The organism is Hymenobacter sp. BT491, from assembly GCF_014349165.1.
Lineage (GTDB): Bacteria > Bacteroidota > Bacteroidia > Cytophagales > Hymenobacteraceae > Hymenobacter > Hymenobacter jejuensis.
In genome coordinates, this window is record NZ_JACSJJ010000001.1 from 877,818 (window position 1) to 903,668 (window position 25,851).

The following is a 25,851-nucleotide window of genomic DNA, read 5'->3' on the forward strand; positions in this document are numbered from 1 at the left end:
TGCATTTAATCTATGCTGGATTTAGTTATTGATGCGCGCCCAGCGTCGCTGAGCCCCGGTTTCGGCGTGCGGCGGATTTTGCCTTTTCGGCTGCGGCGCATGCTGGGGCCGTTTATTTTCATGGATCACGCGGGGCCGGTGAATCTGCCACCCGAACAGCTGCCGACGCTCGATGTACTGCCGCACCCGCATATCGGGCTCTCTACGGTAAGCTACTTGTTTGGCGGGCAGGTGACCCACCGCGACAGTCTGGGCGTGGAGCAAATAATCCGGCCCGGTGAGGTAAACTGGATGACGGCCGGCAGCGGCATTGCCCACTCCGAACGCTTCGAAGATCCCACAGCCTTGGCCGGCGGGGCGCTGGAAATGATCCAGACGTGGGTAGCGCTCCCCGAAGCCGACGAAGAAAGTGTCCCGGCCTTCACGAATTATCAACCCCACGAGCTGCCCATCTTTACCGATAACGGTGTGTGGATGAGGCTGATAGCCGGAGATGCTTTTGGGTTGAAAAACGGCGTAAAGACGCATTCTCCGCTGTTCTACCTGCACGTAGTGTTGCAGCTGGGCGCTCGATTTGGTTTGCCGCAGGGGCACCGCGAACGAGGTGCTTACATAGCCAAGGGCAGCGTAGAAGTGAGCGGCCAAACGTACAGCGCCGGTCAATTATTGGTATTCAAGCCCGGCATCGACCCAGTGATAGTGGCCCGCGAAGCCAGCACCCTGATGCTGTTGGGGGGTGAGCCGCTGGGCGAACGGTTTATCTGGTGGAATTTCGTTTCCTCGCGCCGCGACCGCATCGAGCAGGCCAAAGCCGATTGGCAAGCCGGCCGCATCGCGCTGCCACCCACCGACAACGCCGAGTTTGTCCCATTGCCACAAGATCGCTCGCGGCCGGCTAGCTCGCCTGCCCCCGAGCCTTTGTCTTAGCCAGTCGCTATAAACCAAAAAAGCCCGTTTCTTTCCTCAACAGAGGGAAGAAACGGGCTTTTTTGGTTTATGAGGTAATGTCTTGACCTACAAGATGTTGTGGCGAGATATTAATTCACCACCAGCGTCATGATGGAGTGGGGGAGGCTGACCGCACTTGCCCCCTGGCCTTTGATCCAGAGTTGGAAGGGCTGTTTGTTGGTGCTATTGTTCATCACCACCACGGCCACTTTGCCATCGGGGTTGCGGAACGCAGTCGTCTGAAGCATGTCGCGGTTTGAGCTGCTGCTGATACGCTGCGCACCTGGCCGGATAAACTTCGAGAAGTGTCCGATGTAATAGTATGCGTTGGTATACAGCAGCTTACCGCTTCGGGTATCGGCAATGATGGGTGCAAAGCAGAAGTTGCCCACGTGGTTGGGGCCGCCGGTTTCGTCGAGCAGCACGTTCCAGTCGGTCCAGCCGACGGTGCCGGCGTTGAAATCCCCGATCATCGACATCCCGTAGCGCTCGCCCAGCCGCCATTCGTTTACCTGCGCAAAATCAAATTTTTCCACGCAGCCTTCGGTAAAGATCAGATTTTTAGAGGGGTACGTCTCGGCCACGCGCTTCAGATTTTCAAACTGCATGCCGCTGCCGGTCCAGGTTTCGTACCAGTGGTAACCGATGCCCCACACGTACTTCGCCGCCTGCGGATCGTCGAGGATGGTGCTGGCCCGCTGAAAAATCAGGTCGCGGTTATGATCCCAGGCAATGAGCTTCTTGTCGCCCAAACCGCCTTTTTGCAGTGTCGGCCCCAAATATTCCTTGATGAAGTCGCGCTCGTCTTCGGCCGTGAAGATGCAGGATTCCCACTTTTGCTTGGCCATGGGCTCGTTTTGTACCGACAGGCCCCAGATGGGAATGCCCAGCTGCTCATACGTCTTGATAAACTTGACGTAGTAATCGGCCCAGCTCTGGCGAAACTCGGGCAGCAGCTTACCGCCCTGCAACAGGTCGTGGTTGTCCTTCATCCAGGCTGGCGGGCTCCACGGACTGACAAACATCGTCAGCTTGCCGCCGGCCGCCTGAATGGCCTGCTTGATAAACGGAATGCGATATTGCTGATCGTGCTTGACGCTGAAGGTCTTCAGAGCCTTGTCATTATCAGCGACATAGGTATAGCTGCCGCTCGAAAAGTCGCTGCTGTGAATGCTGGTGCGGGCCAGCGTGTAGCCAATGCCGTCGGTGGGGCTGTAATAAGCTTTCAGCAATTCCTGCTGCTGGGGTTTGGGCAGCTTAGCAAAGGTTTCGGCCGACGCATCGGTGAGCGCCCCGCCGATTCCGAGCATCGTCTGGAACGTATGCGTCGGATCCACGAACACACAGACCTGGGTTTCAAGCGGTTGCCCAGCGGCCTGAAAAGACAGCTCGTCGGTGGCAGCCAAGCGGTAGTTGGTATTCTCGGCGGTGGTGAAAACGCGCGCTTTCTTACCAACTGCCGAATAGGTTTTGGCATTTCCGGCCGTCGGATTGGCTTTTTGAGCCGAAACGCTGTGCAAACCCAAAGCCGAGAGCACGATCAGAGCAATAAAATCTTTACGCATGCAGGAGGAAAGAAGCTGGAAAAATTATTTTATAACTAATTTATAATCAATTACTTATGTAAGTGGGTTTGGGCTTTTGCTGGCAAAAACGAGTTGTGCAGCGGGTGCAAAGTTGCGGAGGGGTCCCGAAACCGAAAAGCTAGTATTTTTCGAGCCATCGCCGCGCTGCCAGCTGTGCCGGGCGGTTTGGCGTACGCAAAGTACTTCACCATCTCCGTTAAGCAAGTTCTATGGCCCACTGCTTCCCAATGCAAAGGAAAACGATTGCGGTTTCTGCCCGCACGTCACTCCACTTTTTGATTCGCAAGTACATTCGCCACCCTATTCTGTTACTGAGTATTGGGCTGGTGGCGCTGGTAACGCACGGCGTGCGAGCCCAGTCGCTGCCCATGCTACACGCCGACGGCCCCGCGATCATGGATGCCAAAAACCAGCCGGTGGTGTTGCGCGGCCTCAATGTGGGCGGTTGGTTGTTGCAGGAAAGCTACATCCTCAAAACCGATTCGTTGAACTGCCAATGGCGCATCAAGCAGGGCCTGTTGCGCTCCATGCCGGAAGCGGCTATGGAAGAGTTTTACCAGCAGTACCGCGCTGGGTTTGTTACCAAAGAGGATATCGATTTTATTGCCAATCAAGGGTTTAACTGCGTGCGGCTGCCTTTTCACTACGATCTGTTTCTGACGCGTGAGCAGCGACAGGCCCGCACCAAAGCCATCACTTCGGGCAATACCGATGCCTACGTGGCGGCCTTAAGCAAGTGGTACGACGCCAATCAGCTGTTTGTCCAGCCCGACAAGCTCGACGGCGTGAAGCTGATCGATGACGTGCTGAAGTGGTGTGCGGCCAACAAACTCTACGTCATTCTGGATTTGCACGCCGCGCCGGGCGGCCAGGGTACCGACCGCAACATCAACGACAACTTCAAGTCGCTGGATTTGTGGAAGCGCACCGATGCCAAAGGCCGTCACCTCTACCAAGACATGACTGTACGCCTCTGGCAACAGCTCGCGGCCCGCTACAAAAACGATCCGCGCGTAGCCATGTACGACCTTATCAACGAGCCGCATAACGTCAATGCTGCCAATGGTTTATCCACTGACAACACCGAGTTGAATGCCCTGTATAGTCGCCTCATCGACGCGGTGCGCAGCCAGAATGACCAGCACCTGATCCTGCTGGAGGGCAACGGCTACGGCAACGAATACACCAACCTCACGCCCGACCGTCTCAAGAGCAAGAGCACCCGCAACCTCGTCTACAATGCGCATCGGTACTGGTGCACCAACGACCCGCAAGCCAGCGATCCCAACCCCAATCAGATTAACCTGATTCACAACCTCGTCGCGTTTCGCGATCAGCACAAAGTGCCGGTATGGGTGGGCGAGACAGGCGAAAACTCCAACGACTGGTTTGCCACGGCCGTGCAAGAGCTTAATAACCAAAACATTGGATGGTGCCACTGGACGCTCAAGCGCGTAGAAGGCGCCACTAGCCTGCTCTCGGTGAAAGAATACGGAAGCATCCTCACGCCCGAAGGACGCGCCGCGCTGTTGCGCAACAGTCGTTTTCGCGAGTGCTCCCAAAACAAAGATGTAGTGGCCGCGCTGCTTCAGCCTGGTAATAAAAGCTTGCCTTTCAAGAAGATAACGCTGCCCGGAACCATCCAGGCGGTCGATTATGACTTGGGACGCAACGGCGTGGCTTACTCAGATACTTACGCCGGGCGCGTCGATTTTACCAAGCACATGCCTTGGAATGAGGGCGGAGGCTACCGGAATGATGGGGTTGATATTCAGAAGGTTACAGATACTGGCTCCAACGGCTATGCTGTCGGCCACACTGAAGCCGGTGAGTGGCTGCACTACACGGTCAGCATCAGCAAGCCCGGCGCATACCAAGTGCAGGTGCGCGTAGCCAATGCGACTGCAGCGCCCGCTAAGCTGCTGCTCAAGCTAAACCAGCAGGTTGTGGGCACGCTCGTCATCGGGCCAACGGGGCCCGCCACATGGCAAACCTTGCCCATGACAACCGCTGCACTGCCCGCTGGTACGCACACGCTACAGCTTTACGTAGAGCAACCCGGTGCGCTGATTAGCTGGCTCAAGTTCGGCGAACCGAAATAAAATGCTGGTGAGCACACTGGGCCAAACGGCTGTTTCGCTAGGCTAAGTGGCCGCCCGAATACAACATTTGAAGACATCTCCCGTTAAAGGCTAACTCTGGATCGTAAATGTCCAGTTTTCGTTCACCTTTTGCCTTTAAAAAGAGACTTATGAAAAACTTACTCGCCTTCGCCGCACTGTTCGTTGCTGGAATGTCTGCCGCTCATGCTCAGACCACGACCACCACTACCCAGCAGACCACAACGCAGCCAGCTCAGAGCACAACCATACAGACGCAACCCGCTCAGACTGGCACCACAAACACGACAACGACCACCACGGAGCCTGCAACTACCACTTCTACGGGCACTACCGTAGAAACGCAGTCGGGCACGGGCGTATCGCAGGGCACGACAACCAAAGCGTCTGATGTGAAAGCCAAAGACAAAAAGAGAAAGTCGAAGGTTAAAGCTGACCCAACCAAATAAGCGAGCCTATTACAAGCTCCTTAGCTTACAAAAGCCCAGTCGTACTTTGTGCGGCTGGGCTTTTTTGTTGGCGTTCTCCTTACCAAGTGCTAAATGGATAACTCGGTAATGGAGGCGCCAGAAAATAGCCAGAACCGAAACGATGTTGGCAAGCAAAAGCCAGATGCAACTAAAGAACGCTATTGCTGCAATAGTTCCTATATTTATCAGCCTACGGCTAGCGGTCTGTATCTACGCCAGGTGCCAATTAAGACTGGTGCTTAGAATTATAAAATACTATAAACGGGTATTCAGAGAGATGAATAAGAATGATTACAACCCGTTTCCGCGGAATATAGATTCGGCATTTTTTTTTAACCGTAGTAGAATAGCTTTTTGCTGTCTTTGGTTGATAAGTTTAGTAAGTAACTATAGTGCTTTCGGTCAAATCGCTTCTGCTGACTCTGTTGCGGTAAATGCTTCGGAAGATATGATTTATCAGCAATATATAGATGAGGTTGAAAACCATTCTCATCTGTACAACGGGACCGAATATGTGAATTACGATAAGCCTTATATCCAAGGTGATCAGTTTTTTGAGTCGAACCTAGAAGCTGCTGGAGGAATTTATTACGACGGTTTTTATTTTCGGAACGTGCCGTTGCTTTACGATATTTACGTTGATCAGTTGGTAATTAAGCACCCGGCTAGCCCCCTGAAAATGAAGTTGGTTAATGAGAAGGTCAAATATTTTGTTTTGTATGGGCACACGTTTGTGCGTTTGGTAAGCGATAGCTTAACAGCATCTCCTATTCGTACCGGGTTTTACGATTTGTTGTTTGCTTCTCAAGTAAAAGTATTAGCCAAAAGAGCAAAAGATTTGCAGGAGCGCGCTACGCCAACCGGGTTAGAAGGTAGATTCAACGAGATTGATAAATTCTTTATTGAGAAAAATAAAACCTATTATCAGGTTGGGAAGAAATATACGGTTGTGAAATTATTTCCTAATAAAAAAAGTGATCTGCGTAAATATGTGCGTTCTCAAAAATTAAAATTCACTAAAAATAGAAGGGAAGACTCCATCGTAAAACTGGTGCGCTATTATTCTACCCTGCCGCAGTCCTCGTCATCGCAAAACTGAGCAAATTAGGTATATGCAACCAAGAGGATAGCTTACACTGTATGACCTATTTTTATCGCGTTTTTTTAATTATTTGTCTCCTGTGCGCAAGCAGAGCGAGCTATGCGCAAATATTTAATAATGAGAATGTTAGCGGAGATTTTAAAAATCTGAGCTTCGAACAGTTTGTCAAAGAGGTCGAGTCAAAAACCAGTTATCACTTTTACTACGAGCCAGCGGCAGTAGATAGCCTGTTGGTGACGTTGCAGGTTGAGGGAAAGCCCTTGGATGCCGTGTTGCCGCTGGTACTGGCCAAAACGGATCTGCACTTTTCGATCGATGCCGCGCATCGCGTTTTTATCACATCGGGAAAAGCCATTCAGCCCAATCTTCCCGATGACTTTTTTAAGCCGCAAGTAGCTGGCTCTGGGGTAGTTAGCCAATCAGCGGTAATTTCGGGTACTTCCGATGCGCCTCGTAAGTCGCATACCGCTAGCGCCGCCGAGCTGAAGCTGTATGAAATAGGGGCCGGGCGCCCCGATAATACCAAAGGCAAAGCAACGCTTGCTGGCCACATTCGGGAGTCGAAATCGGGCGAGCCGGTGATCGGCGCTTCTGTATTTATTGAATCACCGGCCATTGGGGTAGCTACCGATCAGTTTGGGTACTACTCGCTGACGCTGCCCGTGGGCCGGCACGAACTGAAAATCAGGGGAATTGGTATCAAAAATACCCGGCGCCAACTGGTGCTGCACAACGACGGCCAATTGGAAATAGAAGTGGAAGAGGACATTACGCCACTGAAGGAAGTGGTGATTGAGGCCGAGAAAGACAAAAACGTAGCGGGCATGCAAATGGGGCTGGAGCGGCTCGACATCAAAACCATGAAGCAGGTGCCCACCGCCTTCGGCGAAACGGACATTTTGCGCGTGGTGCTCACGCTGCCCGGCGTCAAGTCGGTGGGCGAGGGCAGCACGGGCATGAACGTGCGCGGCGGCGGTACGGACCAAAACCTGATCCTGTTTAATGATGCCACCGTCTACAACCCTTCGCACTTGTTCGGCTTTTTCTCGGCCTTCAACCCCGACATCCTCAAAACCGTCGAGCTGTACAAAAGCGCTATTCCGGCGCGCTACGGCGGGCGCTTGTCGTCGGTGCTGGACATTGCCACGCGCGACGGAAACAAAAAGCAATTTGCTGGCTCGGGTGGTATCGGCTTGCTAACCAGCCGCTTGACACTAGAAGGCCCGATTCTGAAGGACAAAAGCTCTTTTATCGTCAGCGGACGCAGCAGCTATTCTGATTGGCTTTTACACCAGGTACCCAACAAAAGCTTTAAAAATAGCTCGGCATCTTTTTACGATCTGAACGCGCACATTAGCCACGAATTTGACAGTAAAAATACGCTGTACGCCACCGGCTATATGAGCAGCGATAAATTTAAATTGGCTGCGGATACTACTTATAACTACGTAAATCAGAATGCTAGTCTAAAGTGGAAACACATTTTTAACAACCGGATTTACGGTGTTTTAACAAGTGCTTTCAGCCATTACGCCTACGACATTACCAGCGTAGAAAACGCAGTGAATGCATCGAGATTAGCCTACCGAATAAATCAGGCAAACGTTCAGGCGGACTTTAGTTATTTCCATAACGCCAAGCATACCATTGATTTTGGCACCAGCTCGATTCTGTATACGATTCAGCCCGGCAGCCTGCGACCACTGGGTAGCCAATCGCTGATTACCACGGATGTGTTGCCGCAGGAACGGGCGCTGGAAAGTGCCCTCTACGCCTCCGACCTGATTACACTGACGCCGCGGCTGTCGGTTTCGCTTGGCCTCCGCTACTCGCTGTATAATGCCTTGGGGCCCAGAAACATATACCGCTATCTGCCCAACGAATCCAGGTCGGAAAGCACCATTACTGATACGGTTTCTTACAAATCGGGTGGCATAATTGCTACCTACCACGGCCCCGAATACCGCATGTCCGTGAAGTACACGCTCTCCGAAAATTCGTCGGTCAAGGGCAGTTATAACCGCACCCGGCAGTACATCCACATGCTCTCGAATACGGCCTCAATGTCGCCGACGGATATCTGGAAATTGTCGGACTCGAATATCCGGCCGCAAATCGGCGACCAGTACGCGTTGGGCTATTATCGCAATTTCAAGGACAATACCATTGAAACGTCCATCGAAACGTATTATAAACTCATGCACGACTTTGTGGATTATAAAAGCGGCGCCACGCTGATTTTGAATCACCACATTGAAACGGATGTAATTAACGCCGAAGGCAAAGCATATGGCGTGGAAGTAATGGTGAAAAAGCTAACCGGCAAAATCAACGGCTGGATGAGCTACACCTATTCCCGCTCACTGGTGCGGGTAAATAACGCCATCACCAGCGATATGATAAATGGCGGCAAGTATTATCCCAGCAATTTTGACAAACCTCACGATTTCACTTTAATCGGTAATTATCGCTTTAGCCGCCGCTTTAGTACTTCGCTCAACTTTACTTACAATACTGGCCGTCCTATCACGCTGCCGTTGGCCAAGTATTACGATGGCAACTCCATCCGCGTATATTATTCGGAGCGCAACGCGTACCGCGTACCCGATTACTACCGCGCCGATTTTGCCATGAACATTGAAGGCAATCATAAAGTCAAAAAACTCGCCCACAGCTCCTGGACGCTGGCTATTTATAATATTACAGGCCGAAAAAATCCGTATTCGATCTATTTTAAATCGGAAAATGGCAAAATAAGAGGGTATCAATTATCGATTTTCGGTCAGCCTATCCCAACGGTCACGTATAATTTCAAATTCTAGATGAACCGGCAATATTCCTTTTTACGGCTAATACTATTCTGGTGTGTGTTGGTTCCCATAAGCAGCTGCATCGACCCTTTCGAGCCGGATGTAAAAGGAGCGCCGGAGAGCCTTTTGGTGGTAAGTGGATTTATCAACAGCACTGGCGTCAGTACCATCAAATTGTCACGCACTCAGAACCTCGCACAGGATAATAATCCGCCGGCCGAGTCGGGTGCTTCAGTTTTTATTGAGGAAGAAGCTGGTGCACGGTACGCGCTCGGTGAGGCTGTGGCCGGAACTTATTCGTCTGGTAATCTGATGATTAGCGCAGGTAAACGATGCCGATTATACCTCAAAACCAAGGATAGCAAAGTATATACGTCTGATTATGTGGCCATCAGGACAACCCCGTCGATCGACAACGTAGCCTGGAAAGCCGACGCTACAGGCGTGCGGATTTTTGTTAATTCCCATGATGCTAACAATCAGACGCATTACTACCGCTGGAATTATGAGGAAACTTGGCAGTACACTTCCGCATACAATAGCTCTTATAAATATGACAACGGCCAGATTGTAGAGCGGAATGAAGACATATACCACTGCTGGGTAACCGAAAAATCAACGCAGATTCAGTTGGGAAATACCACCCGTCTTAATCAGGACGTCGTAGCGGATTATCCGCTGACTTCGTTTTCGCCTACTTCGGTAAAATTGCGCTACAAGTATAGTATTCTGGTGCGGCAATATGCTCAGACGCAGGAAGAATACATATACTGGGAAAACCTGAAAAAAAATACCGAAAGTATCGGCACAATCTTCGACCCTTTGCCGTCGCAATTAACGGGCAACGTTCATAATCTAAGTAATTCAGCCGAGCCAGTAATTGGGTTCGTAGGGGCTTATTCTGTAGCCGAGAAGCGCATTTTTATTGAAAATAGTGAGCTGCCCAAAACTTGGAGAATGAGTACCGGGTACGAGTCGTGCTTGCCACTCGATACGATTAAGGTTTCGGAAGTTAAAAATTATTTTAATACTCCTAATTACTTGCCTGTATATCCGATATCGAATATGATAGGACAAATAATTGGCTATACTGGTGCACCCACCGATTGCGTTGATTGCCGGCGCCGGGGTACAAACGTAAAACCTGATTTCTGGCGGTAATGCACTTAGTTAAGTTCTATGATTTGTAATTATAAAACGATGCCTAGTCACAAAAAGACAGTTTGCTTTTTTAAAGTAATTGTTTTTTACTTATGTGGATCATTTTCATTTATTAGTGCTTTTGGCCAAACTGATTCTGTAAAAAATATTAATCAGCAGTTTGCGCGCTACAACCGAGGCGTGGTGCAGGAAAAGCTGTTTTTACACCTGGACCGTACCTGTTACGTGGTTGGTGATGTTGCGTGGTTTAAGGTATACGCTACTGATGGTATATCGCATAAACCTTTGGCTATGAGCAAGATAGCTTACGTGGAAGTATTTGATAATGAAAAGCATGCGGTGTTGCAAGGCAAGATTGCATTGCGAAATGCCACAGGCCAGGGTTCGTTTCAGCTGCCGGTTTCGTTGGTATCCGGCACTTATACGGTGCGGGCTTACACGAATTGGATGAAAAATTTTAGTCCTGAGTTATATTACCAAAGCACTATTGCCATTATAAACACTCAAAGCAATGCGGGCTTGAAATCAGGTGCTGATTCAGTAGCTTATGATGCGCAGTTTTTTCCTGAGGGAGGTAATTTGGTAGAAGATATTACTAGTCAGATAGCTTTTAAGATTGTTGATAGATTCGGAAAAGGAGTCGATGCAGAGGGTTTTGTATTGGATCAACAAGGCAAAAATGTCGCTCGATTTAAGTCCTTGAAATTCGGTCTAGGCCGGTTTACCTTTACTCCGAGCGGTGCTAACGCTGGGTATACTGCTGTCGTCAAAATCGCCAATAAGCAAATTCTTACGCGCAAGCTGCCAGTGGCTTACAAAGAAGGCTATGTAATGCGCCTGGATGAAGTAAATTCGGAGCAGCTTAAAATATCAGTTCAGGCAAAAGGAATATCTAGCACGGAGGAAGTTTTTTTGCTGGGGCACGTAGGTTCGCAAGTAGCCGTAAGTGCTAATATCAGATTGATGGATAATAGCGGTTCTTATTTATTTAATAAAAAAGAGCTGCCAGAAGGAATTTCTCATTTTACGCTTTTCAATGCGAAGAAAAAGCCGTTGTGTGAGCGCTTGTATTTCAAAAGGCCTGCGAAACGCTTGCTCATTACGGCGCAGACTGACAAACCACAGTATGCGCCGCGTGACAAAGTCAGTTTACAGCTTGCTACTACCAATTTGACGATGCAGGGCGTGCCGGCTAACATGTCGCTGGCCGTTTACCGCCTGGATTCTTTGACTACTGCAACTTACCCCAACATCAACAGCTACTTATGGCTGACTTCTGACCTGAAAGGTGCCATCGAGAGCCCGGACTACTATTTGACGAGTACTGGCACAGAAGCAGATGAAGCGCTTGATAATCTGATGCTTACGCACGGATGGAGCCGGTTTCGATGGGAGGATGTTTTGACCAATCAAGCGGTGACATTTGAAAATCCACCGGAGCTAAACGGCCATTTTGTGCGGGGGCGCGTTACGCACAGCACTACAGGTGCAGCAGCGCCCGATATCACTACGTACCTGGCGGCGCCGGGCCGCTACATTCGGCTGTATAACTCCAAGAGCAAAAGCAATGGGCAGATTCAGTTTGAGCTGAAGGATTTTTATGGCTCGCAAGAGCTTGTAGTTCAGACTGATACTAAGCGCGACAGCACATATCATTTCGAGCTCTTTAGTCCTTTTTCCGCCAAATATGCCAGCCCCATCCCAGCGCAATACCGGCTTTCGGAGCGCTTCAAAACGGATATTACGCAGCGGCATCTGGCGGCTCAGGTCCAAAACGCTTATTACAAGAAATACAGCACGTTATACAGAGTGCCGGCGCTGGACAGCGTGCCCTTTTATGGCAAGCCCAGCGAAACGTATAAACTCGACGACTACACCCGCTTTAAGGTGCTGGAAGAGGTAATGCGCGAATACGTGCCCGGTGTGCAGGTGCGGATTCGGAAGGATGGCTTCCATTTTATGGTGCACGACGATCCTAACCGCACCGTGTTTTACGACAACCCAATGGTGCTGCTGGATGGAGTTCCGGTCTTCAACATCAACAAAATCATGGCCATGGACCCGCTGAAAATCCAGCGGTTGGATGTGGTAACCAGCCGCTACTTTCACGGGCCGCTGGTATATAATGGGTTGGTGAGCTACAGCACATACAAAGGTGATCTGGACGGCTTCCAACTCGACCCACGCGCCTTGGTGCGGGATTACGAAGGTTTGCAGCTGCAGCGCGAATTTTACGCGCCGCGCTACGAAACGCAGCAGGAAAAACAGAGCCGCCGGCCCGATTTCAGGCAATTGCTCTACTGGAATCCAGAGATAGTGTCCGCGGGGAGCGGAAACCAGACATTGTCATTTTATACCTCCGATCAGCCTGGCAGGTATCAGGTTGTAATTCAGGGGCTTGCTCCGAATGGGCTGGCAGGCAGCACCAGTTTTACATTCGAGGTAAAAGGTTTACTATAGACAAGTTATGCAAGGGGGCGTTGGAATAGGGTAGGCTAGTTGCATGCCCTGGAACGTGAAGATTGCTTCTGCTCGCAACAAGCTTGAATTGCCTTCTGAAAAAACGCGTTCGCTTATTGGGTGGTCTGTTGTGTGAAAGCGCACGTAGTATAGTCGTTTACTTACCTACTACTTCACAACCAACTCATTATGGCAGGCAAACTAAGTGGAAAAGTGGCGATCATCACCGGCGCTAGCGCGGGCATCGGGGAGGCTTGCGCGCGGGCCTTGGCGGCCGAAGGCGCACATCTGGTACTGACGGCCCGGCGGCAGGAGCGGCTGGAAGCGTTGGCCGAAGAGCTTCGCGGCTCCGGCAGCCAAGTAGAACTCGTTACCGGCGATGCCCGCGACGAAGAAACGGCGCGCCAAACCGTGCAAAAGGCCCTCGACGCGGCCGGCCGCATCGATATTCTTATCAACAACACCGGTTTAGGTAATTATAAGAACCTTGTCGATACGAGCGCCGAGGAGTACGACGAAATGATGGATACCAACGTGCGTTCCACGTTTCTGTTTACGCGTCACGCCGTGCCTACCATGATTGCCCAGGGCTCCGGCACCATTCTGATGTTGTCGTCGATGGCTGGGGTGTATGGGTTTGCTGGCGAAGCCGTGTATTGCGCCACCAAATTTGCGCAGGTAGGTTTTGCGCAAGCCCTTGACAAAGAGTTGCGTCCGCATGGCATTAAGGTCGGTGCGATCTGCCCCGGCGGCGTCAAAACTGAGTTTGCGCTTGGCCGCGGACGTACAGAAGAGAGCGTAGCCCAATCGGGCATGTTAGAGCCCGAAGACGTAGCCGGTGCCGTACTGCTAGCCTGCACCCAATCAGCTAATTCTCGCATCATCGAGATTCAGATGCGGACAATGGCCGAAGCGCTTACTTAGTAAGTGTTTGAGTAGTAAATGGTTAAGAAAAAGCCCGCCCAACTAAGTTGGGCGGGCTTTTTCTTAACTCCAAAACGGTAAATGAGCAGGTACTTAGTTTTTGTCCACTACAAAACTGCTGCCGGTCAGGGCAACATCTGCTTTCACAACTCGGCCCTCCGCTACGGCTTTGCCTATCGGCTGGCCGCCTCCGGCAAAAATCTGTACCTGGCCCGGCACTTCAAGGCGTTGCGCTTGGGCATCGAGCAGCGAGAGTTGGCGCGGCGAGAGCGAAAACTGCACGGTCTTTTTCTCACCGGCTTTCAGTGGAATGCGTTGGAAACCCTCCAAAGCATGAATTGCGACGCGCCCTTTGGCGTCGGGGTGCTTCACGTAGAGTTGTACCACTTCCTCGCCGTCGCGCTTGCCGGTGTTCTGCACCTCCACGCTCACCGAAATAGGCTTGCCGGTTACGGCGCTCTTGGGGATTTTTAAGTTGCTGTATTTGAACGTGGTATAGCTCAGTCCATGCCCAAACGGATACAGCGGCGTGTCTTTGAAATAGCGGTACGTCCGGCCTTCCATGCTGTAGTTGTCGAAGGCGGGCAGCTGCGATTCCGATTTATAAAATGTCACCGGCAACCGGCCGGCGGGGTTGTAGTCGCCAAAAAGCACGTCGGCCAGCGCTGTGCCGGCTGCTTGGCCATCGTACCAAATATTGACAATGGCCGGTAGGTTAGTGGCTTCCCACGGCACAGCGATGGCGCTGCCCGTCATCATGGCAAATACCACGGGTTTGCCGGTTGAGTGCAGTACCTTCATCAACTCCGTCTGCACCTTGGGTAGGGCAATGCTCGTGCGGTCGCCGCCACTGAAGCCTTCGACCTTCACCTTCATCTCTTCGCCCTCCAGCTTCGGCGAAATGCCTCCCACAAACACGATGGCATCGGCATCTTTCACCTTGGCTAAAATATCCTTGTTATTCACCGGAACTACATGGGTGCCAGTAAGTTTTAGAATGCTGCGGCTTACGTTTTGGAAGTACTCCAGCTTCAATTCGTATTTCTTGCCAGCCTCCACTTTGGTGGTGTAGCGGTTGGTCGATACGCCTTTGCTGTCCCAGTTGTCGATGCGTTTCTCGCCGTTGATGAACAAGCGATAGCCGTCGTCGCCGGTAACCTCGAAGGCCATTTCCTCCGATTTATCGGGCGTGAAAGTAGTGGTATAGCGCGCCGACACATTTTCAGACAGCAAGCCGGGCGCAATTTCCATCTTCACGTTGGCTAGGTACCGGTCCAACCCCGCTTCCATGCGCGTGTGCACGGGTTGGCCTTCCAAGTTCGTGCCCTTGAAATACTCAGCCTGGAGGCCTTTCTGGCCGTTATACGACAGGTTTTTGTTGATATCGAACGGTTCGTAGACGATGTCGCTGGTGTAGTCAACGCCTTGTATGTAAGTTACCTCTACGCCGGGGCCTACTTTGGCCTTGATGCCTTCCAGCGGCGTCACGATGTCGGTAGGGAAGCCGTTGTAGTTGCCCAGCTGCACCGATTCGTTATCGGCATTGGGGCCCAGCACCGCAATCTTCTTGAGGGTTTTGCGCAGAGGCAACGTATTCTGGTCGTTCTTCAGCAGCACAATGGCCTCATGCGCCATGCGGAGTGCGTGGGCCTGGTGGGGCTTGCTTTCCACTACGCTGAGCGGAATCTGGGCGTACTTCACGCGCTCCACCGGATCAAACATGCCCAGCTGAAACCGGATTTTGAAGAGCCGCTTCACCGAAACGTTGAGCTGCTGCTCGGTAATCAGACCTTTCTTCACGGCGTCTACCAACGAGTTGTAGGTGAATAACTTACCCGTAGCACACTCGATGTCAGTGCCGTGCAGCACAGCGTTGGCCGCGGCAGTGGCCGCGTCGGGGTCGGTTTTGTGGTTCTGCCAGAAGTCGTTGATGCCGTCGCAGTCGGAGGTGACGTAGCCGTGGTACTTCCATTTCTTGTACAGAATGTCCGTCATTAGCTTGTCGCTGCCGCAGCACGGCTGGCCGGCGTAAGCGTTGTAAGCGCACATCACACCGGCCACTTTCGCATCCACGATTAGGTCGCGAAAAGCCGGTAAATAAGTGTCCCAGAGGTCGTAATCGCTGATTTTGGCGTCGAAGACGTGGCGTAGCTGCTCAGGGCCGCTGTGCACGGCAAAGTGCTTGGCGCAAGCCGTGATCTTGAGGTATTTCGGGTCATCGCCCTGAAAACCTTTTACCAGCGCCGAGCCCAACTGTCCCGTCAGGTACGGGTCTTCGCCGTAGGTTTCCTGGCCGCGGCCCCAGCGCGGGTCGCGGAAGATGTTGATGTTGGGCGTCCAAAACGTAAGGCCTTGGTAGATACCGCGTTCGCCGCGCCGCACGTATTCTTGGTGAATGGCGCGGGCTTCATCGGACGTGATAGTCGCCATCTTCAGCATGGCGTCCTTGTCAAACGTGGCGGCCATGCCGATGGCTTGCGGAAATACCGTGGCCTTAATGCTGGTGCGGGCCACGCCGTGCAGCGCTTCATTCCACCAGTTGTAGGCCGGAATGCCCAAGCGGTCGACGGCCGGCGCATTGTTCAGCATCTGCGACACTTTCTCCTCCAACGTTAACCGACCGACCAAATCATCAACTCGTTGATCTATTGGTGAATCCGGGTTTTGAAAAGGAAATTGCTCGGCGGCCGTGTGCGTAGTCTTGGCCGAGATAGGCGGGTGGCCCGGATTGCGGGCGATCATTCCGGTGGCGGTCGCCAGCAGCAAAACAGCTAGTAGTTTCTTCATCTCTCGGCGTGGGTTAGAGAGTGGAAAAATGGCTTGAGTTAATTATGTAAATAATTGATAATAAAGAGATTGTAGAATGGCCTGTAAGCAGATCGCCCGTGCAGGATTGCAACGGGCGATACTTTAACGATAAGCAGGCAGGGCCAAAAATCTATTGCTTGACGTAGGCGTCGATGGTTTCGATGGTGCCGTCGAGCTTGCGCTTCAACTCGGTGACCTTCACGTTGCGCAGCCACGTCTTGCCCGATAGTTCGGTGTCGTGGTAGAAGATGTACCACTTGCCTTTGATTTCGATAATCGAATGGTGCGTCGTCCAGCCTTGTACGGGGTTCATAATCACGCCTTTGTAGGTAAACGGCCCGTACGGCGAATCGCCCACGGCGTAAGCCAGGAAGTGGGTGTCGCCGGTAGAGTAGGAGAAGTAGTACTTGCCGTTGTACTTGTGCATCCAGGAGCCTTCGAAGAAGCGGCGGTCGTGGTCGCCGGTCAGCAGGGGCTTGCCGTTCTCATCCACGATTTTCACGTCTTTTACAGGCTCAGCGAAGTGCAGCATGTCTTTGCTGAGGCGCACTACTTTGGCGCTCAGGGCTGGTTCGGTGTTTTTGCCGGAGTCAGTTTTGGAGCCATTTGCCTCGTATTTGCCAGTGGCCCAGCGCTGCAATTGGCCGCCCCAAATGCCGCCAAAATACATATAGGAGTTGCCATCGGTATCGGTAAACACGGCTGGGTCGATGCTGAAGCTGCCCTCGATGGGTTTAGGCTGCGCCTTGAACGGGCCCGTGGGGGAAGTGCTGGTGGCTACGCCAATGTGAAACACATCCTGCTTGTCTTTCACGGGGAAGTACAGGTAGTACGTGCCGTTTTTGAAGGCTACATCGGGTGCCCACAGCTGACGCCCCGCCCACGGTATGTCCTTGATATCCAGGGCTACACCGTGATCGGTTACTTTGCCGCCGATGCTGTCCATGGACAGGATGTGGTAGTCCCGCATGGCAAAGTGGTCGCCGTTGTCGTTCTCCGGAATACCCGCCTCAATGTCGTGCGATGGATAGATGTAGATCTTGCCGTTAAACACGTGCGCCGAGGGGTCGGCGGTGTAGATGGTACTGATCAGCGGCTTTGAAATGGGTTTCGGCGCGGCGCTGGCAGCCGAGTCGGTTTTGGGTGCTTCGGCCGTGGTCGTGGTGCTGGTTTCCGTTTTGGAAGTGTTGCTTTGGCAAGCACTGGACAAGGCCAAGGGAGCCGACAACGCAAGCGCGGCAAACTTCAACTTGAAAAGGATAGGCATTTGGGTTGGTTTTTTGAAAGAATATACCGGCAATGTACAAGCGAATGCAACTAGTTTCTACACTATTTGCGCGCGCCGCTTCCGAAGCAAAAGTTGCAGCAGAAACGTTGACGGTCTTTTTCAAATATTTCCAACGGCCGCGAAGAAGGTGCATGCGGCAAATGCGCCGCATCGCGCGGTGCCACTTAGTCGTGGCGAAAGATAGAATATAATGGAATATTTATACACGCAACTATCAGATTAAGTGATAGTTACGCTTTCGGCGCTGGGTAAGGAGCCTAAGCGTCTAGACAGTTGTGTTCGTGCGGATGTTTTTCTCCAGCCGCTGCAACAGAGTCGTAATCTGGTTGGCGTAGGTATCCACCCGGTCCATGCCGGCGCGGGCTTCTTCGATGCGGCCGCGCTGGTACTGCGTCACCAAGTCGCGGCCCGCGTCCATCATCTGCTGCATGGCGCGCTCAATTTCCCGCACTTCGGGGTAGGAGCTGTACTTGGGCTTCACCACTGAGTACAGCCACTGGCCGAGCGGGTTTTCCTGCATCGAAAACAACGCTGCGTCCGCCTCGCGCACGCCGTAGAGCACCGAGCGCAGACGCGATTTGAAGAGCACCTGCTTGATGTTGGCCTGCTGAAAATCCAGGCTGGTTATGTCCATAACAAGCGGGCTTGGACGGCTTTCATGATCGTACCCATGGCCTTAAGAAGCGTCGTTAAGGCCCTCGTGGAAGTTTTCCAGCTTTTTGCGCGCCGTTACGACTTCCGTAACGTCGAAAGCAAACACAAACACGCCCACTATCTGGCCGCCTTCCTTGAAAGCTTGGTAGGTGAAATCCAGATAGATATCGTCGGTTTCGTTGGTGTTCGGGCGCTGCACCTTCAGCAGGATTTCCTTGCCAAAGAAGGTTTCGCCAGTCTGATATACCCGATCGAGCAGGGCGCTGAAACCTTGCTCAGCGGCTTCCGGAATGGCCTCCTCTACCGAGCGATTTAGGAGCTGGCGGTCGGGAAACAGCGCCTGATACATCGGATTGACAAAGTCAAACACGTGCTCTTTGCCCCGCAAAATGGTGATGAGTGCCGGCGCCTGCGTGAGCAGCGTCTGGAACGTTTCGTTCTGGCTTTCAACCAGCTGATACGCTTGGTACGACTGGTCGGAGAGGGCGGCTTGTTGTTCGTTGGCCTGCAAAAGCTCCTGCACCAACGTTTTCTGATCGTGAATATCGACGCTGCAGCCGACCCACATGGTGGTTTGTCCGGTTTCGTTGAAGCGTGGTACCCCCCGTACCAATAGCCAGCGGTAGTGCCCGTCGGCGCGGCGCAGGCGGTACTCAATCTGGTATTCGCTGCCGGAGCGGACGGCCTGCTGCCAGGATTGCAACACGCGCTCGCGGTCGTCGGGATGCAGGTTGTCGGTCCAGCCCCAATCGTTCATGGCCTCCGGGGTCAGCCCCGTAAACTGTAGGTAGCGGGGATTGCTGTAATCGGCGCGCCCGTCGGGAAGCGTCGTCCAGACCATAATGGGCAACGACTCTAGGATAAACTGCGAGCGGTTGCGGGCTTCTTCGAGTTCGAGCGCGACGGCTTCGGCGCGTAGCGCGGCTTGGTGCTGCTCGGTTACGTCTTGGGTGCGTTGCAGAATGTATTGTAGCTGGCCCTGCTCGTCGAGCAGCGGGTAGTGCGTGGCTTGCCAATAGCGCTCCTCAAAGCCGCCTCCCAGCGCGGCGGGCCGCTCGAGGTCGTAGCGAATCAGGGGCATGGTGTGCGGCTCCAGATGCTGCCGCACGTGCTCGTGCGAATTGGCAATTACCTGATATTCATTCTGATCGGCCGCTGGGAAAGCCTCAAAGAAAGGTTTTCCCACTACTTCTGCCCGGCTCTTCAGCGACACCTTTACATGGTTGTCGGAGTTGTCGGCAATGGTGCCGTCGGGCAGCAGTAGCAAATAATTGTCGGGCAAAGACCGAAACAGCGACTGATAATTGATCGGAGAAACAGAGGAAGCCATAGTAGCAGAAGAATCTAAAAGGCGCAGCAAATCCACAATACCCAACGCGAAACAGTTACGCGGAGCAAAGCTACCGATGTTGCCGGGGATTATACCGGTTGTAAACCGGCGTCGGGATAATAAAAGTCGGGTGCCGCTACATCAGCCGCAGCCAAGAGCCGGCGGTGGCAATGTCGTCGAAGGTCAGCACGATTACGCCTGCGTTGCTGTGCTGCAAGGTCAGGTCCGTAGAAAGGCGGCTGTAGATGTTGGGCGAGTACACCCACGCAAAGTATTGGCAGCCGGCTTCGGCCATCAGCGGGAGCCACACCTCGCCGCCCCACACCGAGGCATCCGACCACATGGTGGTTACCAACGTATTGTCATTCAATACTTTAGTGCACTGCTCGTCTTTCAGGCACTGCAGCATCTGCATGGCGCCCGTCGTCACCGAATCGTAGTCTTGGGGGCCGTGCCAGTCAACGTGCAGCCACTCTTCGGCGTAGTCGTAGTAAATGCTAATGGAGTCGGTTTCGTATAGAAGGCGTTTGGCCATAGCAAAGGAGTATGCAAGGTTGACCGATACGCAAGCTGGGCCGTTGGGTTGGGTATTGGTGCTACAATTTTAAACCACAGCCGCACCGGCCGGCCCCTGCTCAGCCTGCCCGAATTACTGCCGAGCTAAGTATCTAGCTGATAAACAGGATTTTACTAAGATGGCGCTGGGCATCATATCGGCTAGATGGACATAAGAAAAGCCCTGACTTTTTGGTCAGGGCTTGAAAGTGAATCTGTAAAAGAGAAGCTGGTCTTATTCTTCTTTTTCCTGCTCCGTTGGGCTGAGCAGCTCATGCGTTTCGCGTCTTTCGGGACTAAGAATAAAAATGAGCCCGGTGAAAGCCAACAATAGTATTGGCAGCGAAGGAAGGAGGTCGGTCATTAGGTCTTAGGCGTTGGGTGGGAGGAGAAATATAACGGAAGCGTTGAAAAACATAATAAAATCTGTTTTTTCCTAATGCGTTACTTTTTTTTGTCTTTCTGTTGGCGGTTAGACCTGTCCCTGCTGAACAGTTATTTATTTAATAGTTTTATAACTATATGATTTACACATACTTATATACGAGGTAAGATTGAAAAAAGATGTGAAGAAAATTGATATTAAATCTGGCGTTTTAGCTGCAACATCGTGCTAAACAAGACACCGTCGGGCCGCCGTACTACCACCGGTATGGTGCGGCCATCCTGCGAATGGAACAGATGGCTTAGTTGAGAGAGGGTATAATCGCTGGCCGGCAACACGTTGATCGAAACAATCTCGTCTTCGGGATGCAACCCCGCCTGGGCCGCCGCCGAATTGGGGTCGATGTGGGAGATGATGTACTGCCGGTACTGCGGGCCGGCGGCCATCAGCTTGAGCCCGGCCATATCGTACTCGAAAGGTGCGCGTTGCAAGCGGTTGGGCCGCAAGTAGAGGCGGTTGTGCGGATAGTCAATTACTGGGTCGAAGCGGCGCAACAGGTCGAAACCCACGTTGCCGTCGCGGGCGATGTTGATGCGCTGGCGCAGGTTGCTGGAGTCGGGGAAGGAGGCCAGCAACGACGACACCCGGTATTCGCCCAGCGAGATGGTATTGACGCGGCCCACATGGCCGGTAATGAGTCCGCCGAATCCGCGGCCCAGATCTGTGCGTAGCCGCTGAGCTGGCAGCATAATCGCCGACGAGCCGGCATTGGCTTCCAACGATAGAGCGTGGCCCGCCCCTGTGTCCACCATGAGCCGTACGGGTTGTTCCAGCAGGCTCGTAATCGCAATTTTGGCACTGATATAAGGTTTTTCGTCCTCCAACTCCAAGGGCAGGCTCGACCATTTTTTGCCTTCGGGACCTTGGTAAGCCGCGGGGTCAGTGAGGACAAGCCGGCCCGGAATGGGCTCGACAGCGACCACAAAGCTGCTGAAAAAGTCGTACCCCATTACACCATGAATGGGTATCCCCAGGCTGCCGCCTAAGTCCAGCGTGTTATCGGCAAGGATGATGAACACCAGCGAAGGAGCCTCTACACCACGCATTTCCACGTGCACGGGGTTTGTGCGCAGAGCCGTGACGGGAGCTTTGGTACCGACGCCAGCCACCGCGTATTGGTGATTCGTCGAGATGCCCACCAAATCGCGCAGGCCGGCATCTGTGATGATGGAAGTAGCCGTGCCCGTATCCAGGATGAAATTGAAAGGACCTTTGCCGTTGAGCTTGGTTGATACTATAATCAGGTCATTCTGGGCAGCATACGGAATAGAGGCCGTCTGCACTCCCGCTTTCTTGAAGTGAAACGCCGGAATCTGGGCGCTGGCCTGCAAGCACAAGCAATAAGCAGCCATTAGTAGTAATACCTTGATTAATAAGGTTTTATATAAAAGCCGTTTCCTGCTTTCAGAGTAGGGAGAAGTCGGTTCGGATCTGACGAAATGCAGGGAAGCTTGTTGCGCGGATTTGGCTTTGTTTGGTAGGAATAAACGCGAACCAGTACACATCGGAAGGGAGTTTAGAGTCTCTATCTGGAGCGGGTCGCGGCCTCGGTAGCCGGACGTGCGAACCAAATTCGACTGCATAAAAACTGCCTTTGGCGGCCTCCTTCAACGGATATTGTGCAGAGTGAAGGAATTCTGGTTTGACCTGTTTCTTTTCGCGCTCAGACGATGGTGCGCCGTTAAAGTGAGTTTCGACCACTTCGTTTGCCCCCGGCAACAGGCGAAATACATTAGGTGCAAAACCGGGGTGGAAGAGCAGCGTCAGCTACACCTCAACAGTAGGGGCTACACGCCCAAAAACCCGCTTTCGGACGAGCTGTGCACTCATAAGGCAAAAAGTGCATGTTAAATAACTACTAAGTCGCTCTGCATAATAGGGTGGGGGAAGGAGGTGGGTTATCTGCTCCTTGGCCAAACTATTCTTCCGATAGGTTGGCGGAATAGGTCCTGATTTTTCACCCATTCCATTGCTACATGAAAAAAATCCTACTTATGAGCATCCTGCTCATGGTCAGCTTCTTACACGGAGCTGTTGCCCAAAGTCGAACCATCTCGGGGCGGGTAACGGATCGGCAAACGGGAGAAGGGCTGCCCGGTGTAACGATCTTATTACAAGGTACTTCCAACGGTGTCTCGACCAACGCCGATGGTACCTACACCCTGAGCGTGCCCAGCAGCGGCGGCACCCTCACGTTTAGCTCTATTGGCTATGTTAACGTCGACCGCGTGATCGGTACCGATAACCAGATAAACCTGGCGATGGCGCCGGATACCAAGCAACTGCAAGAAGTAGTGGTGACCGGCTACGGCGGCTCGCAGGATGTGAAAGACATCACGGGCTCCACGGCGAAGATCTCGGAGGAAAAGCTGCTCAACCAGCCCGTCCAGAGCTTCGATCAGGCCCTGACCGGTCGGGCCGCAGGCGTGCAGATCACTAACCCCGGCGGCGCGCTGGCCGACGGTGTGGCAATCCGCATTCGCGGGGCCAACTCCATCAGCAACAGCTCGCAGCCGCTGATCGTGATCGACGGCGTGCCCACCAACCAGATCAACAACGCCAACCAGTTCAACACCGGTAACGGCACGCGCTACAACACCCTGGCCGACATCAACCCCAACGACATCGAGTCGGTGGACGTGCTGAAGGACGCTTCGGCGGCGGCTATTTACGGCTCGCGCGCCGCCAACGGCGTAGTCATCATCACTACCAAGCGCGGTAAAGCCGGCCAGAATCACGTTTCGGTGAACTCGTATGTGGGTGTTAATGAAGTGGTTAGAAAGCCAAAACTGCTCAACGGCGACCAGTTTATCACCATCCAGAACGAGAAAGCCTTCAACCGTTTTGGCGCCGGTACGCCTACTTCGGTCATCGCCCGCGACACCGATTTTAACGGTGATGGCAAGCCCGACCGCACCGACTGGCTCAAGGAAATTTTCCGCCGCGGCTTTTCGCAGAACTACCAGGTTGCCATTTCGGGCGGCTCCGATAAAGCCAGCTACTACGGCTCCGGCGACTGGACCGACCAAAAAGGCGTGCTGGTAGCCAACCGCCTGCGTCGTGGTTCGGTACGCCTGAACCTCGATCTGCAACCGACTAAGTGGTTGAAAGCCGGCATCAGTTCGAGCTACGCCAAAACCCTCAACAACGGCGTGCTCACCGACAACTACCTGGCCGGCGCTACGGTGTCGGGGTATAATGCCGCCCCGATTTTTCCGGTGCGCGATGCCAGCGGCAACTATTTCCTCGATTCGTTCGGCAACCTGGGCGGCGATGTGTTCACCATTGGCACAACCAACTACCCGTTCTACCGCACCTATCGCCTCAACGCCGTTAACCACCCCAGCGCCGTACTTGCCTACCAGCGCAACGACAACACCTCGCAGCGTTTGCTGGCCAATGGCTACGTAACCGTAGAGCCGCTGAAGGGGCTGAAGTTGACGAGCCGCTTCGGAGCGGATTATTTGCAAAACTTTGAGGATCAGTACAGTGATCCGCGCTTGTCGGGCCTAGGCCGCATTCTGGGCGACGGTTTGGTACAAGTAAACGACTTGCGTCAGAACCTCTGGAACTGGGCCAACTTCGCCAACTACACCCATACGTTCGCCGAAAACCACAACATCGACCTCACGGCCGGCGTGGAATATCAGGTAGAAACGCAAACGCAGATCAGTACCTACGCCGCCAACTTTGCCGATCCTAAGTTCAAGGAAATCCTGTCGGGCCTCTCGACCGAGGCATTGCAGGCCGACGGGTCGCGCTTCTCGCGGGGTTTTGAGTCGTACTTGGCGCGCGCCAACTACTCGTTTGGCAACCGCTACTATGCTTCGGTAAGCTTCCGCGCCGATGCCGACTCGCGGTTTGGTACCAACAACCGCCGCGGCTATTTCCCCGGCGGCTCCATTGGGTGGCGCCTGACGGAGGAGGAGTTTATGAAAGGCCTCACGTTCGTCAATGACCTGAAGCTGCGGGCCAGCTACGGGGTAGTCGGCAACTCGGCGGGTATTGCAGCCTATGCGGCCCGTACACAAATCGGGGCGGGGCAATATGCCGATATCAACGGTCTGAATATCACGCAAGTAGGTAACCCCGACCTGGCGTGGGAAAAGTCGAAGAAGCTCGACATCGGCGCAGATATTTCGCTGCTGACCGACCGCATCGGCATGACGCTGGACTACTTCGATAATAACATCAGCGACCTTATTCTGGACGCGCCGGCGCTGCGCACTACAGGCATCCCAAACCCGATTGACTACGTGCGCACCGTGGTTACCAAGAACATTGGTTCGATGTATAACCGCGGCTTCGAGGCCACGATAAACACTACCAACTTCCAGACCAGCGACGGTTTCCGGTGGACTACGGCGCTGAATTTTACGGGCGTCAAGAACCGCATTACGTCGTTGGCTACCAGCTTACCGGTGCCCGAAGGCCAATCGGCTAACCCCAACGACGTCGTATTTCAGAACCAGCGGGCCAGCGTTGGGCGGCGTTTGGGCGTGTACTTCCTGCCGGAGTGGGCGGGCGTAAACCCCGACAACGGCAACGCTCAATTCCGCGATGCCAACGGCAACATCAAGCAGTATGATGCGGTGCAGCGTATCTGGCTAACGGCTACCGGCGAACCGACTACGCCCATCAGCACCAGCGATTTCAAATATTCCGAAAAGAGCGGCTACCCAACGTGGTTTGGTGGTTTTGATAACACCTTCTCTTACAAAGGGTTAGAGTTAGGCGTGTTTTTGCAGTACAGCGGCGGCAACTTGCTCTACGACGCCACGCGCGCCGGTCTGCTGACCAACTACTACAACAACAACATCACCGAAATGCTGGACCGCTGGCAGAAACCCGGCGACCAGACCAACGTGCCCAAGCCGGTGCTCCAAGACAACGTTTCGACGCAAGCCTCGACGCGCTGGCTTGAAAAGGGCGACTTCCTGCGCATGCGGCAAATCAGCCTGGGCTATAACCTGCCCAAGGGCGTGCTTCAGCGCTTCAAACTGAGCAACGTGCGTGTGTACGGACTGGTGCAAAACGCCTTTGTGATAACGGGTTACAAAGGCACCGACCCCGAAGTCAACTCCAACCGCGACAATAGCAACATCGCCTTTGGCGTCGACAACCGCGCCGTGCCGCAGCCGCGCAGCTACACCGTTGGTCTGAACTTAAGCCTATAATGGAACTCCTTTC

Annotated in this window: 17 protein-coding genes; 9 read left to right on the forward strand and 8 right to left on the reverse strand. The window is 53.1% G+C overall.

What is annotated here, in order from left to right:
• The first annotated feature begins 12 nt into the window (after positions 1–12).
• Entirely contained in the window at positions 13–927 is a 915-nt protein-coding gene (locus H9I52_RS03715) for a pirin family protein (RefSeq protein WP_187452707.1), read from the forward strand.
• A 110-nt stretch (positions 928–1,037) separates the two neighbouring features.
• Here H9I52_RS03715 and H9I52_RS03720 read toward each other — a convergent pair whose 3' ends face one another.
• Positions 1,038–2,513: a glycoside hydrolase family 30 protein gene (locus H9I52_RS03720; RefSeq protein ID WP_187452708.1), complete on the reverse strand. Its 1,476-nt coding sequence runs from the start codon at positions 2,511–2,513 to the stop codon at positions 1,038–1,040.
• Positions 2,514–2,761: 248 nt separating this feature from the next.
• Between H9I52_RS03720 and H9I52_RS03725 the strand changes: the two genes are divergently transcribed.
• The 7 genes from H9I52_RS03725 (at position 2,762) to H9I52_RS03755 (ending at position 13,581) form a co-directional block, all read left to right on the forward strand.
• A complete protein-coding gene (locus H9I52_RS03725; protein WP_187452709.1) occupies positions 2,762–4,636 on the forward strand; it encodes a cellulase family glycosylhydrolase in 1,875 nt (624 codons plus the stop codon).
• A 149-nt stretch (positions 4,637–4,785) separates the two neighbouring features.
• Positions 4,786–5,103 carry a hypothetical protein gene (locus H9I52_RS03730; protein ID WP_187452710.1) on the forward strand — a complete coding sequence of 106 codons (318 nt, stop codon included), beginning with the start codon at positions 4,786–4,788 and terminating at the stop codon, positions 5,101–5,103.
• 298 nt (positions 5,104–5,401) lie between these two features.
• Positions 5,402–6,223, forward strand: coding sequence for a hypothetical protein (locus tag H9I52_RS03735; RefSeq protein ID WP_187452711.1), 822 nt, complete (start codon positions 5,402–5,404; stop codon positions 6,221–6,223).
• Between the two features lie 41 nt (positions 6,224–6,264).
• Positions 6,265–9,048 (forward strand): TonB-dependent receptor, encoded by a 2,784-nt coding sequence (locus H9I52_RS03740; protein ID WP_187452712.1) that lies wholly within the window; start codon positions 6,265–6,267, stop codon positions 9,046–9,048.
• A gap of 45 nt (positions 9,049–9,093) precedes the next feature.
• Positions 9,094–10,197: a DUF4249 domain-containing protein gene (locus H9I52_RS03745; protein WP_187452713.1), complete on the forward strand. Its 1,104-nt coding sequence runs from the start codon at positions 9,094–9,096 to the stop codon at positions 10,195–10,197.
• Between the two features lie 39 nt (positions 10,198–10,236).
• Positions 10,237–12,657: a hypothetical protein gene (locus tag H9I52_RS03750; protein ID WP_222940397.1), complete on the forward strand. Its 2,421-nt coding sequence runs from the start codon at positions 10,237–10,239 to the stop codon at positions 12,655–12,657.
• Between the two features lie 189 nt (positions 12,658–12,846).
• Positions 12,847–13,581 (forward strand): SDR family oxidoreductase, encoded by a 735-nt coding sequence (locus tag H9I52_RS03755; RefSeq protein WP_139513983.1) that lies wholly within the window; start codon positions 12,847–12,849, stop codon positions 13,579–13,581.
• Positions 13,582–13,674: 93 nt separating this feature from the next.
• Here the strand turns inward: H9I52_RS03755 and H9I52_RS03760 are convergent, their stop codons facing one another.
• The 7 genes from H9I52_RS03760 to H9I52_RS03785 form a co-directional block, all read right to left on the reverse strand.
• Positions 13,675–16,368 carry a glycoside hydrolase family 3 C-terminal domain-containing protein gene (locus tag H9I52_RS03760; RefSeq protein WP_187452715.1) on the reverse strand — a complete coding sequence of 898 codons (2,694 nt, stop codon included), beginning with the start codon at positions 16,366–16,368 and terminating at the stop codon, positions 13,675–13,677.
• A 151-nt stretch (positions 16,369–16,519) separates the two neighbouring features.
• Entirely contained in the window at positions 16,520–17,656 is a 1,137-nt protein-coding gene (locus tag H9I52_RS03765) for a glycoside hydrolase family 43 protein (RefSeq protein WP_187452716.1), read from the reverse strand.
• Positions 17,657–17,942: 286 nt separating this feature from the next.
• Entirely contained in the window at positions 17,943–18,311 is a 369-nt protein-coding gene (locus H9I52_RS03770; RefSeq protein ID WP_139513980.1) for a hypothetical protein, read from the reverse strand.
• A 42-nt stretch (positions 18,312–18,353) separates the two neighbouring features.
• Positions 18,354–19,661 (reverse strand): PAS domain-containing protein, encoded by a 1,308-nt coding sequence (locus tag H9I52_RS03775; protein WP_187452717.1) that lies wholly within the window; start codon positions 19,659–19,661, stop codon positions 18,354–18,356.
• Positions 19,662–19,797: 136 nt separating this feature from the next.
• Positions 19,798–20,196, reverse strand: a complete 399-nt coding sequence (locus H9I52_RS03780; protein WP_139513978.1) for a hypothetical protein — start codon at positions 20,194–20,196, stop codon at positions 19,798–19,800.
• A 255-nt stretch (positions 20,197–20,451) separates the two neighbouring features.
• Positions 20,452–20,580 carry a hypothetical protein gene (locus H9I52_RS22955; protein ID WP_262385933.1) on the reverse strand — a complete coding sequence of 43 codons (129 nt, stop codon included), beginning with the start codon at positions 20,578–20,580 and terminating at the stop codon, positions 20,452–20,454.
• A 218-nt stretch (positions 20,581–20,798) separates the two neighbouring features.
• Positions 20,799–22,013 (reverse strand): aspartyl protease family protein, encoded by a 1,215-nt coding sequence (locus tag H9I52_RS03785; RefSeq protein WP_187452718.1) that lies wholly within the window; start codon positions 22,011–22,013, stop codon positions 20,799–20,801.
• Between the two features lie 624 nt (positions 22,014–22,637).
• Here H9I52_RS03785 and H9I52_RS03790 point away from each other — a divergent pair.
• Positions 22,638–25,838, forward strand: coding sequence for a SusC/RagA family TonB-linked outer membrane protein (locus H9I52_RS03790; RefSeq protein WP_187452719.1), 3,201 nt, complete (start codon positions 22,638–22,640; stop codon positions 25,836–25,838).
• Positions 25,839–25,851 lie beyond the last annotated feature (13 nt).